This is a genomic window from Streptomyces pyxinae (genome assembly GCF_024756275.1).
In the GTDB taxonomy this organism is placed as follows: Bacteria; Actinomycetota; Actinomycetes; order Streptomycetales; family Streptomycetaceae; genus Streptomyces; species Streptomyces pyxinae.
On record NZ_JANUGQ010000003.1, the window covers coordinates 46,598 to 60,023 of the forward strand.

The 13,426-nt window shown below is 75.1% G+C and carries 12 protein-coding genes; 10 read left to right on the forward strand and 2 right to left on the reverse strand.

Going from position 1 to position 13,426, the window contains the following annotated elements; genetic code table 11:
• Positions 1 to 53 precede the first annotated feature (53 nt).
• Positions 54 to 767, reverse strand: a complete 714-nt coding sequence (locus tag NX801_RS05065; protein ID WP_258785731.1) for a vWA domain-containing protein — start codon at positions 765 to 767, stop codon at positions 54 to 56.
• Positions 768 to 1,487: 720 nt separating this feature from the next.
• On the opposite strand from NX801_RS05065, the gene NX801_RS05070 reads away from it, so the two are divergent.
• From NX801_RS05070 to NX801_RS05115, 10 genes are all read left to right on the forward strand, one after another.
• On the forward strand, positions 1,488 to 2,537 hold the full coding sequence (locus NX801_RS05070; RefSeq protein WP_258785732.1) for a hypothetical protein: 1,050 nt from the start codon (positions 1,488 to 1,490) through the stop codon (positions 2,535 to 2,537).
• A 61-nt stretch (positions 2,538 to 2,598) separates the two neighbouring features.
• Positions 2,599 to 3,486, forward strand: coding sequence for a hypothetical protein (locus NX801_RS05075; protein WP_258785733.1), 888 nt, complete (start codon positions 2,599 to 2,601; stop codon positions 3,484 to 3,486).
• 53 nt (positions 3,487 to 3,539) lie between these two features.
• Complete coding sequence (locus NX801_RS30695) at positions 3,540 to 4,346, forward strand: hypothetical protein (RefSeq protein ID WP_309505785.1); 807 nt, start codon at positions 3,540 to 3,542, stop codon at positions 4,344 to 4,346.
• Between the two features lie 352 nt (positions 4,347 to 4,698).
• Positions 4,699 to 5,379, forward strand: coding sequence for a helix-turn-helix transcriptional regulator (locus NX801_RS05085; protein WP_258785734.1), 681 nt, complete (start codon positions 4,699 to 4,701; stop codon positions 5,377 to 5,379).
• A gap of 295 nt (positions 5,380 to 5,674) precedes the next feature.
• On the forward strand, positions 5,675 to 6,709 hold the full coding sequence (locus NX801_RS05090; RefSeq protein ID WP_258785735.1) for an ABC transporter ATP-binding protein: 1,035 nt from the start codon (positions 5,675 to 5,677) through the stop codon (positions 6,707 to 6,709).
• A complete protein-coding gene (locus NX801_RS05095) occupies positions 6,706 to 7,446 on the forward strand; it encodes an ABC transporter permease (RefSeq protein WP_258785736.1) in 741 nt (246 codons plus the stop codon). Before NX801_RS05090 ends, NX801_RS05095 begins: the two co-directional genes overlap by 4 nt.
• Before the next feature lie 220 nt (positions 7,447 to 7,666).
• Positions 7,667 to 8,890 carry a sensor histidine kinase gene (locus NX801_RS05100; protein ID WP_428986073.1) on the forward strand — a complete coding sequence of 408 codons (1,224 nt, stop codon included), beginning with the start codon at positions 7,667 to 7,669 and terminating at the stop codon, positions 8,888 to 8,890.
• A gap of 348 nt (positions 8,891 to 9,238) precedes the next feature.
• Positions 9,239 to 10,438, forward strand: coding sequence for a methyltransferase domain-containing protein (locus NX801_RS05105; RefSeq protein WP_258785737.1), 1,200 nt, complete (start codon positions 9,239 to 9,241; stop codon positions 10,436 to 10,438).
• Between the two features lie 473 nt (positions 10,439 to 10,911).
• Positions 10,912 to 11,538, forward strand: coding sequence for a response regulator transcription factor (locus NX801_RS05110; protein WP_258785738.1), 627 nt, complete (start codon positions 10,912 to 10,914; stop codon positions 11,536 to 11,538).
• A 258-nt stretch (positions 11,539 to 11,796) separates the two neighbouring features.
• Complete coding sequence (locus NX801_RS05115; protein WP_258785739.1) at positions 11,797 to 11,976, forward strand: hypothetical protein; 180 nt, start codon at positions 11,797 to 11,799, stop codon at positions 11,974 to 11,976.
• On the opposite strand, the gene NX801_RS05120 is transcribed toward NX801_RS05115, so the two are convergent.
• On the reverse strand, positions 11,928 to 13,046 hold the full coding sequence (locus NX801_RS05120) for an Acg family FMN-binding oxidoreductase (RefSeq protein WP_258785740.1): 1,119 nt from the start codon (positions 13,044 to 13,046) through the stop codon (positions 11,928 to 11,930). The two genes, NX801_RS05115 and NX801_RS05120, sit on opposite strands and share 49 nt — an antisense overlap.
• Between the last annotated feature and the right edge of the window lie 380 nt (positions 13,047 to 13,426).

Consider the following 13,426-nt stretch of genomic DNA (forward strand, 5'->3'; position numbering starts at 1 on the left):
CCCACGACCGCCGGCCCCGGCCTCACGCCCCCGCCACCGCCGCCGATCCGGCCTCAGTCGCGGAGGATCCCGGCGGCCCGGGCGGCGGTGAGCCACTGGGGGAACTCCCCGAGCAGCCGGTCGTAGAGCTCGGCGTCCGAGAGGGACTTCGGAGCCGGACCGGCGGCGAAGAACCCGGCGTTGTCCACCACCCGCCGCCCCGGCACCGGCAGTTCGTCCAGCCGTCGCAGAAAGCGGAACTCGTCCTGGCCGAACCCCACGAACTGCCAGAAGACCGGCAGCCGGGCCGCCGTGCAGAGCACATGCTCGGCGGCCGCCCGGGAGCTCGGCGACCCGTCGGTCTGGAAGACCACGAACGCCGGGTCGGGGCCCCCATGGGCCTCGTAGTGGTCGAGCACCGCCTGCATGGCGACGTGGTAGTTGGTGCGGCCCATGTGCCCCATCGACTCATGGAGCGGGTTGATCCGGTCCCGGTAGGCGTCGAGGCTGATCTCGGCCGTTCCGTCGATGTCCGTGGAGAAGAAGACGACCGGCACCACCCCGTCGTCGTCCAGGTGGGCCGCCAGGGCGAGCGTCTGCTCGGCCAGGTGCTGGACCGAGCCGTCCCGGTAGTACGGCCGCATGCTGCCGGAGCGGTCCAGCACCAGATAGACGGCCGCCCGCCGGCCCTCCACCCGGTGCTTGGCCAGCGAGACGCCGGCGGTCTTGTAGAGGCTGACGAGCCCGGGGGCCCGGACGGCCACCTTCTCCAGACTGACCCCGGGCACGGGGACGGTGCCCGAAGCCGGGCCGGAGGCAGGGCCGGGGGCGGCACCGGGCGCCGGGGCGGAGGCGGGGGCGGTCGCCGCCGGGCGCTTCCGGTAGTCGACCCGGGGCCGGCCGGCGGCCCCGGAACCGTCGGAGGAGCCACCGGAGGTCCCAGGGGCGGGGGCAGGGGCGGGGACGGCGGGGGAGCCGCCGGGGGCAGGAGAAGGGGCGGTGGGTCCGGAGCGGGAAGCGCGGTGCTTCCGGTAGTCGATGGCCATACGTACGCATTGTGCTCCGCCCGGCCGTTCCCGTCCGGGGTTCCCAGGAGCCGGCCGGTCCGGACACAGCCCCTGCGGCGCCCCTGCGGCGCCCCTGCGGTGCCCGCGCGGCGTCCATATGACATCCGTACGACTGACATCCGTACGACGCCGGTACGACGCCGGTACGGAGGCCCGCCCGGACCGCCCGGACCGACCGGACCGACCGAGACCGACCGGACCGACCGGGGCTGCTCGGACCGACCGGGGCTGCTCGGGACCGTCTGAGACCGGCCGGGACCGATTCTGACGCCCACTGCTCGCTGAAGGATCGTTTTTCTTCCGCTTCGGCTCTGGCATTTGCCTGGTTTGATCCGCGCGAGCGTCCGGACCGCGCCGGACCGGGGACGGACTGCCTACTGGAAGGTGCGCAAGCCGCTCGGGCGGACCGTCGCCCGGGCCCACCGAAGGGAAGTGGTCCCCATGCGCAACCCCCACCTCGCCGTCAACCCGCCGGCCGGACGGTACCGGGACGCCGAGGGCACCCCGTACATGATCAACCTGACCATGTCGCCGCAGACGGTGCAGCAGCTCGCCCAGGGCAACTACAAGCTCTTCCTGTTCAAGGCGGTGCAGAGCGCCGTGGGCGGCGGGGCGCCGACGGTGTGGGCCGCCACCACGCAGTACTCGACCTCCACGTCGGTGTCCTGGACCGAGGACTACTACGCCTACGCCTCCATGGAGGAGATCCAGGACGGCGTCGACTTCAGCAGCAGCGACACCGACGCGATCGACCTCGGCCAGACCCTCCAGGTCGCCGCCCAGGCGGTCGGCTCGGTGACGGACGGCGGCACCCCCGGCGCGGTCACCGTGCAGAACACCGTCACCACGCCGTTCACCTGCGGGCTGGCCCAGCCCAGCCCGACCGGCAGCGGACTGCCGACGCCCATCTGCGCCTTCCCGCTCTACGGGCTCAACCTCGACCTGATCGTCCCGCTGGAGAAGGTGGCCCTGGTCTTCGCGGCGGCGCCGTACCTGGAGGGCATGGTCATCGAGAGCTCGATCGGCCCCGCCGTCCTCGCGGACCTCACCCTGAGCAACAACATCACCCTCGGCTACGACATCAACAACGGCTGGTCGTGGACGGGCAACCAGGCGTCGAACATCCCCTCCGACGAGTTCGTCCAGACGCTCATCGTGCCGACGGGGCTCGGCCAGGCGCCCGGCGTGCCGAGCCTGCTCGGGGACGCCGTCACCTCGGTCTCCATCTGGACGCCGATGAGCACCAAGCCGTACCAGCCCAACAACATCATCGCGCGGGCCTCCTCGGGCTCCACCGACCAGAACTCGCTGGCCGCCGTGCTGACCCCGCTCGCCGGCGCCCCGGTGATCCGCAAGGACCAGGTCTACATCGCGGAGTACTTCGTCCGGCCCACCGTGATGGAGACCTGGCAGGTGCAGTGCACCTATGTGCCGGACGCGCCGGGCAACCCGTACGACTTCAAGAAGCTGCGGGAGATCCCCAACCCCTGACCCCGGCACGGGCCTTCGGGCCCGTCGCCCGGGACGGCACCGGTGGTGAGGGAGACCCGGCATGGTCGGCACGGACACCACGAGCACCACGTACGCCATGAACACCACGTACGCCACTGGCACTCCGTACGCCACCGACACCACGGACCCCACGCTCAGCGGTCCGCACCACACCGCACACGGCGCCGGCGGTACGCACCGCGCCGCGTACGGCGGTACGGGCCGCGGGGCGGCGGCGTCCGGTGAGACGGCCGGCACCCGCCGGCTGATCGTGCTGACCATGCCGGAGCCCACCGTCCGGGCGCTCCACGAGGGCGGCTACACGCTCTCCCTCTGCCACGCGGTCGGCTGCGACCAGGGGGGCGGCGCTCCCCTGGTCTGGGCCACCATCCGGGAGTTCGCCGCCACCACGACCCTGGCGTGGACGGCGGAGACATACGTCTGCACCACCGCCGCCTCCGTCCCGGGCGCCGCTCACCGGCGGGGCTCCGGAAGCCCGGGCAGGACGCGGCTCCACCCGGTGCGGGCCGGGCAGATCGTGGCGGCCGGCCCGGACGCGGTGCCCGTCCCCTGCCCCCACCCCGGCGACCCGGCGGCGGTCACCGTGCTCAACTCCACCCGGGCGCCGTACTCCTGCGGGCTCGCCCAGACCCCGCCGGCCGGCGGCGACGGGCTGCCGGCGCCCTACTGCGCCTTCCCGCTGCATGGCGGCCACCTGGTCTTCCTGACCCCGCTGCCCCGGATCACGCTGGCCTTCGGCACCCGGCCGCTGCGGCCCGGGAGCCCGGCCGGCGACATCGTGGGGCCCACCGTCCTGGTCGACCTGGCCCGGCCCGGTCCGGCCCATCTCGGCTTCGACCTCCATCGTGGCTGGTCCTCCCGCGACAACCGGACGACCGCCCTCGGGCTCGGCGCGCTGACCGGCGCGCTGATCGAACCGACCGGCTGACCGGCCCCGGTCGGCCGCCCCGCCCCGCACAGGCCGTGGAAAGGAGCGGGCTCATGCAGCCACGACAGCCCCAGACCCGTCCGGACCGCCCGGGCCCCGCCCCGGCCGCCCCCGCCGATCCGTTCCGCAAGGCGTGGGTCGACACCGAGCTGCGGGCCCTGGCCGAGGAAGCGCGCGCCCGGGGCGCGGGGGCGCGGCGGGAGAGCACCGACCGGCTGCTGGAGGCGCTCTGGCCGTGGGCGCTGCGCACCGCCCGGGCCCAGGCGGCGCGGGTCCCGGCCGGCGCCGACCGGGACGCGGTCCAGGGCGAGGTGCTCTGGGAGGTGTTCCAGGCGGTACGCCGGATCGACTGGCAGCGGTACGAGGTGTGGCCGGCGCTGCTGAAGGCCCGGCTGCGCAACGCCTGGACCGGGGCCGCCCGGGCCGAGGATCCGCTGTCACGGGGCGAACGCCGCTCCAGGACCGCCTACTTGCGGTACGCGGAGGCCGAGACCCACCGGCTGCGGCGCACCCTGACCCCCGCCGAACGCACCGCGCTCGCCCGCCGCTGCCGGCCGGACGGTGCCGCCTCCGGGGTCGAACCGGTGCTGCTGGGCCGGGTTCTGCTGGCCGTCGGCGCGGTGCCCGATGCCGGGACGGCGCCCGGGGAGGCCGGCCAGGACCCCGCCGTGCTGCTCCAGCGCCGGTGGCTGGGCCAGGCGGTGCGGGCCTGGGTCGCCCAGGACCTGCCGCCCGGGCTGGGCCGCGAGGTGGCCGCGCTGCTGGACCGGGACGAGGGCGACCGGCTGAGCGGCACCCTGCTGCGCCGGATACGGCCGTACGCGGAGGCGCTCAGCGCCCGGCTCGGGGGCGAGCCGTGACGGCCGTCCACCGGGCCGGGAGCGGTCAGGCGATCCGGCCGGCACCCCAGGCCGCTTCTTTCGGGTGCAAAGCCCGCCACCCGGGATTGGAACGCCCCGGCCGGACGCACCAGCACTCCATGGCCCCGCACCACCATCCGCCCCAGTCACCACTCCAGCGTCTGTCCTCGCCCCGGTCACCACTCCAGCCGCCGTCCCCGCCACGGCCACCGTCACCGCCCCCGGCGCCGTCCCCGCAACGGCCCCAGTCACCGCCCCCGTCACGGACCCGGCCGCCGTCCCCGGCCCCCTCTCGGCCCCGGTCCTCGCCTCCGGCCCGTACCGCGTCCGGGCCCCGCCGGCGGTGACCCCCATGACCGCCACCCGCACCCCGCCGCAACCCGGTCACCCGGCGGCGGCCGCCCCCGCCGCCATCCCCCCGCCCCGTGCCGAACTGCCGCTCCGCCGCGCCCTGTTCGACCGAGCCTGGATGGCCGTCCTGCTGCTCGACCGGAACGGAACGGCGCTGGACGCCAACCCGGCCGCCCATCGCCTGCTGCACCGCCCGCCCGGCGCACTCCCCGGCACCTCCCTGCTCCCGTACCTCGGCACGGAGACGCACACCGCGCTCTGGCGGCGGCTGCTCTCGGGGCCGTACGGGTACTTCCACACCACCGTCCCGCTCGACCTCCCGGACCACCGGCTCCCGGCCGTCCGGGCGGTCGCCTGGCTGGTGTCCCCCGGCCACACCGCCGGCCAGGCGGTCTGCTGCCTCCTCCCACCGGCGGCCCGGGGCGCGGCCGCCCGCCCGCCGGCCACCCGCCCCGCGCTGTCGGCGGTGGAGATCCTGGTGGTGGAGGGCCTGGCACTGGGCCTCAGCAACGCCGAACTGGGCCGCGAACTCCATTTGAGCCGCCAGGGGTTGGACTACCACATCGGCCGCCTCCGCCAGAAGCTCCGCGCCCGCAGCCGCACCGCCCTGGTCGCCCGCGCCTACACCACCGGCCTCCTCACCGCCGGCGTCTGGCCACCCCGGGTCGCCACCCCCGACTGACCACCGCCCGCCCCGGCTGACCACCGTCCGCCCCCGACCGAGCGCCACCCGCCCCCGACTGACGACCGCCCAGCGCCGGTTGCCCGGCCCGACCGGTCCGCCGGGCACCGGACAGGGCCGAAGCCGGAGAGGCCGCCGCCTCCGGCCACAGCGGCCGGCCTTGGGTGTCACACCCGCGTCCGGGACGGCCGCCCGCCCGGCCGTGGGCGTCACATCCCGGCCATGACATCTGTCATACCGGACCCACGACTCCGGACACTGCCGGGACCACCTGCGGAAACGCGATTCTTCTCGCATGACGACAACCTCCGCGAAGACCGCCGCCCCGGCCGTGGTGAGCTTCGAGAACGTGACCAAGGACTACGGCCAGGTGCGCGCCGTCGACGGGCTCACGCTCACCCTGCGGCCCGGTGAGACGGTCGCGCTGCTCGGGCCCAACGGCGCCGGCAAGTCCTCGACGCTCGACCTGCTGCTGGGGCTGCGCCCGCCGGACTCCGGCAGTGTGCGGCTCTTCGGCACCACGCCCCGGGAGGCCATCGCCGCCGGGCGGGTCGGGGCCATGCTGCAGAGCGGCGGGCTCATGGAGGGCGTCACCGTCCGCGAACTGGTCACCCTCGGCTGCGCGTTGCACCCCAAGGCGCACCCGGTCGACGAGGTGCTGGCGCGGGCCGGGATCAGCGGGATCGCGGACCGGAAGATCGGCAAGCTCTCCGGCGGCCAGGAGCAGCGGGTGCGCTTCGCCCTCGCGACCGCCGGGTCCAACGACCTGATCGTGCTGGACGAGCCGACCACCGGCATGGACGTCACGGCCCGCCAGGCGTTCTGGGCCACCATGCGCGAGCAGGCGGACCAGGGCCGTACGGTCCTCTTCGCCACCCACTACCTGGAGGAGGCCGACGCCATCGCGGACCGGGTGCTCGTCCTCGACCGGGGGCGGCTGCTCGCCGACGGTTCGGCCGCCGAGATCAAGGCCCGGGCCGGCGCCCGCCGGATCTCCTTCGACCTCACCGAGCCGTACGACGAGGAGCGGCTGCGCGCGCTGCCGCACCTGACCAGGCTCGATGTGCGCGGGAACACCGTACGGCTCCAGTCGCGGGACGCCGACGCCACCGTGCACGCCCTGTACGGCCTCGGGCTCTACCCGCGCAATCTGGAGGTCGCCGGGCTGGGGCTTGAGCAGGCGTTCGTCGCGCTCACCGAGGCCGGAGCCGATCCCGGGGCCGGGACCGGGACCGGCACCGAAGGGACCGGAGCCGGAGGGACCGGCACCGATGGAGCCGGCACCGACGCCGTGGCCGCCCGTACCGAGGCCGAGGAGGCCGCGCTGTGAACACCCTGGTCAAGCTGGAACTCGTCCGCGCGCTGCGGAACAAGAAGTATCTGTTCTTCACCGTCATCTACCCGGCCGCGCTCTTCCTGATGATCGGCGGCACCCAGAACGGCGATGTGAAGGTGTACGGCACCCAACTGGGCCTGCCCGCCTTCTACATGGTCGCCATGGCCTCGTTCGGCGCGCTCACCGCCGTACTCGTTGGCCAGAGCGAGCAGATCGCCAAGGAGCGCGAGAAGGGCTGGGTCCGGCAGCTGCGGCTGACCGCGCTCCCCGGCCACGGATACGTCCTCGGCAAGATCGCCAGTGCCGCGCTGCTGAGCCTGCCGTCGATCGTGGTGGTCTTCGGGGTGGCCGCCGGGGTCAAGGGGGTGCGCCTCGAAGCCTGGCAGTGGGCGGCGCTGACCGGCGCGATCTGGGCCGGCAGCCTGGTCTTCGCGGCACTCGGGGTCGCCCTCGGCTACCTGGTCAGCGGGGACACCGCCCGCCCGGTGGTGATGATCGTCTACTTCGGCCTCTCCATCCTCGGCGGGCTGTGGATGCCCACCACGGTCTACCCGGACTGGCTCCAGCGGATCGCGGAGTGGCTGCCCACCCACGCGTACGCCGGTCTCGGCCAGGCCATCGAGCTGGGCGGCAGCCCGCACGCCAAGGATGTGCTGCTGCTCGCCGGTTACTTCCTGGTCTTCGCGGGCGGCGCGGCCTGGCTCTACCGCAAGGACACCCTGAAGGCGTGAGCCATGGCCCGGCCCCCGGGCCCAGCCCCCGGGCCCAGCCCCCGGGCCTCGGGCCCCGGGAGGACCGACGAGGGCGGACGCCGGACGGGCGAGGACGGACACTGTAGGCGTGAACGTGACGCACGATGCCGGCGACCACCGCCGGCCGGGTGACCTGGGTGGCCCCGACGACTACGACTCCCGTGGTTCCGGCGCCTCCCGGGCCGCCCGCGACGGGCTCCTGGGCTCGAAGGACGCCGGGAGGGCGAACCGGGTCGGGATCGGCGTCCCCCCGCTCAACCGCCGCCAGGCCGCCGTCAAATCGCTGTGGGTCGGGATCTGGCTGCTCTACATGAGCGCTCCCGTCGTCGACCTGGTCTCCGGCGGCCACGGCCCGGTCGCCCGGGTGCTCGGCGCGCTGGGGCTCGCGGTCTTCGTCGGCTGGTACCTGGTGCTGGTCTTCCGGATGGTCCGGCGGTTGCCGGAGCGCCGGGTGCTGGTCTCGCTGGCGGTCATGACCGGACTCGCCCTGCTGCTCGCGCTCTCGCTGGGGCGGGAGTGGCTGGTCCTCTTCGTGTACGGCTCCATCGCCTCCGGTGCCGCGCTGCCCGGCCGACTGGCCCGCTGGACCGTGCCCGCCACCACGGCGCTGCTGGCCGGCACCGCGACCCTGGTGCCCGGCGGGGACGACTACCTCGCCGGGCTGGTCGTACCGGCGCTGCTCGGTGGCTTCGCCATGGTCGGTACCCGGCAGATGATCGTGACCACCGTCGAACTGCGCCAGGCGCGAGCCACCGTGGCGCAGCTCGCCGCCAACGAGGAGCGGCTCCGGCTCGCTCGCGACCTGCACGACCTGCTGGGCCACTCGCTCTCGCTGATCACCCTCAAGAGCGAGCTGGCCGGCCGGATGCTGCCCGACCACCCGGACCGGGCCGCCCAGCAGGTGGCCGACATCGAGAGGGTCAGCCGGCAGGCGCTGACCGACGTCCGGGAGGCGGTCACCGGTTACCGGCGGCCCACCCTGCCGGGCGAGCTGGCCGGCGCCCGTACGGCTCTGGCGGCGGCCGGCGTGGTGGCGGACCTGCCGCTGGACCCGGACGCCCCGGCCACCGCCGGGCTCTCCGAGGAGGCCGAGTCCGCGCTGGCCTGGTCGCTGCGGGAGGCGGTGACCAACGTCGTACGGCACAGCGGCGCCCGGCACTGCCGGGTGCGCCTCGTGGCCCGGCAGACGCTCGACGGCCCGCAGCTGGAACTGTCGGTGGCCGACGACGGGACGGCCGGTACGGCGAGCGCCGGCCGAGCCGCCGACCCGGCCGCGTCCCGCACCGCACCGCTCCCCGGCAACGGCCTGACCGGCCTGACCGAGCGCCTGGCAGCCGTCAACGGCACCCTGACCGCCGCCCCCGCTCCCGGCGGCCGGGGCTTCACCCTCACCGCCCGCGTCCCCCTGCAGCCGGAAGCCTGAGCGACGGGACGCTCGGCCGCCGGCCACGGTCCGGACATCAGTTCGCGGTGGATATGCGCAGGTTGTGGCATGGACGGCCCGGCAAGAGCGGCCCTAGCGTCGTCCCGGCGGCGGAGGATCACCCGGCCGCAGCGGTAGCGGCCCCGAGCGGCAGGACCATATCCGCGCGCGCCGGTCGAGGCGTACATCGGTTCGAGCCCGCCACCACAGGAGGCACCTCATGGGTCAGCACGACAAGCCCGGTGACGACAACGGCGGCGACTTGCTCCCCGGGCAGCCGTGGACTCCCCCCGGCAAGCCGCCATCGCCGGACGGCGGTTCCCCCGAGGGAGACGGGGACCATCGCAAGTGAGCCAGGAGCCCGACCTGGCGGACCGCGTCGATCACTATGGGGAGTTGACGCGGTCACTGCTCGACTCCGGTGCTCTGACCACCGATTGGTCCGAGGCCTTCGACGCGGTCCCGCGCGCCGCCTTCCTGCCGGACCTGGCCTGGCCCCACGACATGGACACCGGGACCGACCGGGCGGTGGACCGGCGTACGGACCCGGAGGACTGGGAGCGGGCGGTGTACGCCAACGTCCCGATCACGACCCAGTGGGACGACGGAAAGCACTCCGGCTCCGAACCGGGGCGGGTGCCGACAAGTTCGGCGAGCATGCCGTCCGTCGTCACACGCATGCTGGCCGACCTCGCTGTCTTCCCGGACGCGCGCGTGCTGGAGATCGGTACGGGCACGGGGTGGAACGCCGGACTGCTGTCGGCCCGGCTGGGCGACCGGTGCGTCGTCACGGTCGAGGTGGACGAGACGGTGGCGGTATCGGCGCGCGCCGCCCTCGCCCGTCTCGGGCTGCGTCCGAAGGTGGTGTGCGGTGACGGCGGGGAGGGCCACCCGGACGAAGCTCCCTATGATCGCGTGATCGTCACGGCGGGAGTACGGCAGCTGCCTGCCGCCTGGCTGGAGCAGACCCGCCCCGGCGGCCTGATCGTCGCCCCGTGGGGAACGCACTACTCGGACGAGGACGCTCTGGTCCGGCTGACCGTGGCCGACGACGGCAGCGCGAGCGGGCCCTTCCTGCGCCCGCTGGAGTTCATGAAGCTTCGCGCTCAGCGGCTGGACTGGCGGCGCTTCGGCAACCACGTGGGGGAGTATCCCGGGGACGCCGCCGAGACGGAGACATCCGTCAGCCTGTCGGACCTGGGCGAGGACCGGCGCTTCCTGGGGCCGAAGTTCGTGCTGGGTCTGTGCGTCCCGGACTGCGCGCATGTGGTCAACTCCGGCGAGGACAGCTCCACGGTCTGGTTCTTCGACATGACCGAGGGGTCACGCTCGTGGGCTTCGGTCGTCTTCCGCACGGGGGCGCGCCCGGCCACTGTTCATCAGTCCGGCCCGCGCAAGCTCTGGGACGAGGTGTCCGGGGCGCTGGAATGGTGGCGGGAGCGGGGATCGCCGGGGTTGGGCTCCTTCGGGCTCACCGTCCTCCCGGACGGGACACATCGGCCGTGGTTGGCCGAGCCCGACCACCCCGTCCCGTCCTTCGCCGGGTAGACCGAGCCGAGCCGCCTCGTGGACGCCGCCGGTGGGCACCACCGCGGACCGGCCGGGTGAGTGGGCGGGGAAAGGGGCGCCGCGCCCCGGCGTCCCGCCGGCCAGGATCGTCCCCGCCAGCGGCTGCCGCCGAGGCCTGGCCGCCCGCCCGCCGCACCTGCCCGGCCGGGGCCGCTGGTGGCGGGGCCATTGACACCGCTCCGGACGGCGACCACGGACCACCGCCCGGAGGGGACACCATCCTCGCACCCGCCCGGGCCGGGGACCAGCACATGACGGGACAACCATGGGTGAACGAGCCCATGGAACGGCTCGACAACCCGGCAGCCTCGACGACGGGGGCGCGCCGTCCGAGGCGTGGCCCCACCGCGCACCAACCGCGCACCGGCCGCCCACCGGGCGCCGGCCGTCCACCGCGCACCGGCCGCCGCCCGGCCCCTCCGTGATCGGGCGGCGGGCCTAGGATCAGGGGCATGACCGCCCCGACCGAGCGCCCGATCCGTGTCCTGCTGGCCGAGGACCAGTCGATGGTCCGGGAGGCCCTGGCCGCCCTGCTCGGGCTGGAGCCGGACATCGCGGTGGTGGCCCAAGTGGCGCGCGGGGACGAGGTGGTGGCGGCGGCCCGGGCACACGATGTGAATGTCGCGCTGCTCGACATCGAGATGCCCGGACTGACCGGCATCGAGGCCGCCCGCGAGCTGCGCGACGCCGTGCCCGGACTGCGGATCGTCGTCCTGACGACGTTCGGCCGCCCCGGCTACCTGCGCGGCGCCATGGAGGCCGGCGCCTCGGCCTTTCTGGTCAAGGACGCCCCGGCCGCCCAACTGGCCGATGCCGTACGGAAGGTGATGGCCGGCGAGCGGGTCATCGATCCGACCCTGGCGGCCGCCGCCCTGGCGGAGGGACCGAACCCGCTCACCGACCGGGAGCGCGAGGTGCTGCGCGCGGCGGCCGGCGGGGCCGCCAACGCCGACCTGGCCGCGCAGTTGCACCTCTCGCCCGGGACGGTACGCAACTACCTCTCCACCGCCATCCAGAAGACCTCCGCCCGCAACCGGGCCGACGCCGTCCGGATCGCCCGGGAGAAGGGCTGGCTGTAGCCGGACCCGGCGGATCCCGACCGGCGGGCTCCCGGCCGACGGCCTCGGACCGACGACCCCCGACCGACGGACCGGCCGAATTCGTCTCCGTACGCGCTGTTAGGGATCTTGCTCGGGGGCAAGCGCTCTCCAACGGCACCTCACGGCATCTCCTCGGGAACCAGCGGGAGTTGAGCGCCCCGCTCACCTGCCCGGAACCGTGGCGGCCGTGGCGAAATCACCGGACTCGCACAAGGGTCGTACGACGAGGAGGCAGGCGTGGACGGCAAGATCCTGGCTTCGTTCCCGGCAGGCGCACCCCGGGGCTCGTGGCCCGCGGAGGAGTACGCGGCGCGCAGGCGCGAGGAGGGCGTACCGGCCGAGGTGGTCATGGACATCACCCGTGACGCCTATCTGGTGGTGGACCGCGCCCCGTCCTCGGCCATGGCCGCCGCCTGACCGCTCCCCGACTCACCCGGGCCACTCGGATCACCCCTGTCCGCCGGGCCGTCCGGCTCTCCCCCGCCGTCCGGTACGACCTCCAGCACCTCGGTCACCGGCCGCCGGGGCGGGGCGCCGGAGGCGTCGGAGCCGTACCCGAAGCGCAGCATCAGCTGCGGGTGACCGGCGGCGGAGAGCGGATCGCGGACGGCCCAGCGCAGTTCGGGCCGCTCCACGGACTGCGAGTTCAGGGACGTGGCCAGTCCGTCCCGGGTCGCTCGCAACAGCACCCGTTCCAGGGCCTGCCCGGCCCGCAGCCAGTCCCCCGGGCGGTCGTACCGGGTGGAGAGCACCGCGAGCCGGGGCGCCCGCTCGAACTCCGCCGCCTCCGGGGGCTCGTCCCCGCCGCCCGGGCCCGGGCCCTCGTGGACCTTCCCGTACGCCCTGACGGGTACCGGCCCGGCGGCCGGGCGCGGTCCGAAGGCGTACCCGGGGATGCCGTCCGGCCCCGCCCCGGGCCCGGTCCACCGGGCGACCTCCGCCCGCGCGGCCGGGTCCGCCGCCTCGGCCCGCTCGGCCTCGTCCAGCAGCGCCAGCGCGTCGGCCACCTGCCAGGCGCCCAGGAGCGACAGCCGGGCCCCCTCGGCGAGGGCGGCGCCGCACAGTCCGTCGAGCAACTCTTCCGGTACCGGCTCCTCGGTGAAGGGTGTCCGGACGCTGCGCCGCCGGGCGATCGCCGGGTACAGCTCCGCGAGCCCGGGGTCGGGAGCCTCGCCCCGGTCGAACGCGACGGCGGCCAGCAGCTCCGGGTCGGCCGGGTCCGGCAGCTCCCGCACGACCGCCCGCCACCCCGCGCGCGCCGCCGCGACCCGCAGGTTGAGGAGCGCCGCCCCGCAGCCGAGGTGCAGCGCCCGGTCGTCCGGGTCGGTCCGGGACAGCCGGCGCCCCGGATCGGCGCGCAGGGCCAGCTCGCCGGTGGCGGTGTTCCAACGGAAGGCCCAAGGCTGGGCGTTGAGCAGGGAGGGCGCCGCGCAGGCGTCCTCCACCAGACGGGTGACCGTCGCCGTGCCGGGCTGGACGGAGGGCATCGCTTCCCCTTCGTACGGTTCCTGCGCTCTCGTACGGGACGTCCGGCGCGGCCCCGGTGCGGGGCGGGTCCGACGGCTCCCGTACGGAACGTTCGGCGCACCCTCCAGCCTGCCCGGCCCACCGGACCGCCGGCAGGGGCGTACGGCCCGGCCCGCCGGGCGGAAGGTCCCGCCCGGCGGGCCGGAGCGGGGGCCCGGGGGTCCCGGGGGTGCTCCGACCGGGCGACCGGGGGTCCCGGGAGCGTTCCGACGGGGGCCCGGGGGTCCCGGCAGGCGGCGGCACCGGCGCCCCCCCCTCGGCGTCAAGACGCCGCTCGGGCTCCGTCAGTGTGGCGTAAAGCGGCGGCGCCATCGCGGGTCCGGGGACGTACCGTCGGGCC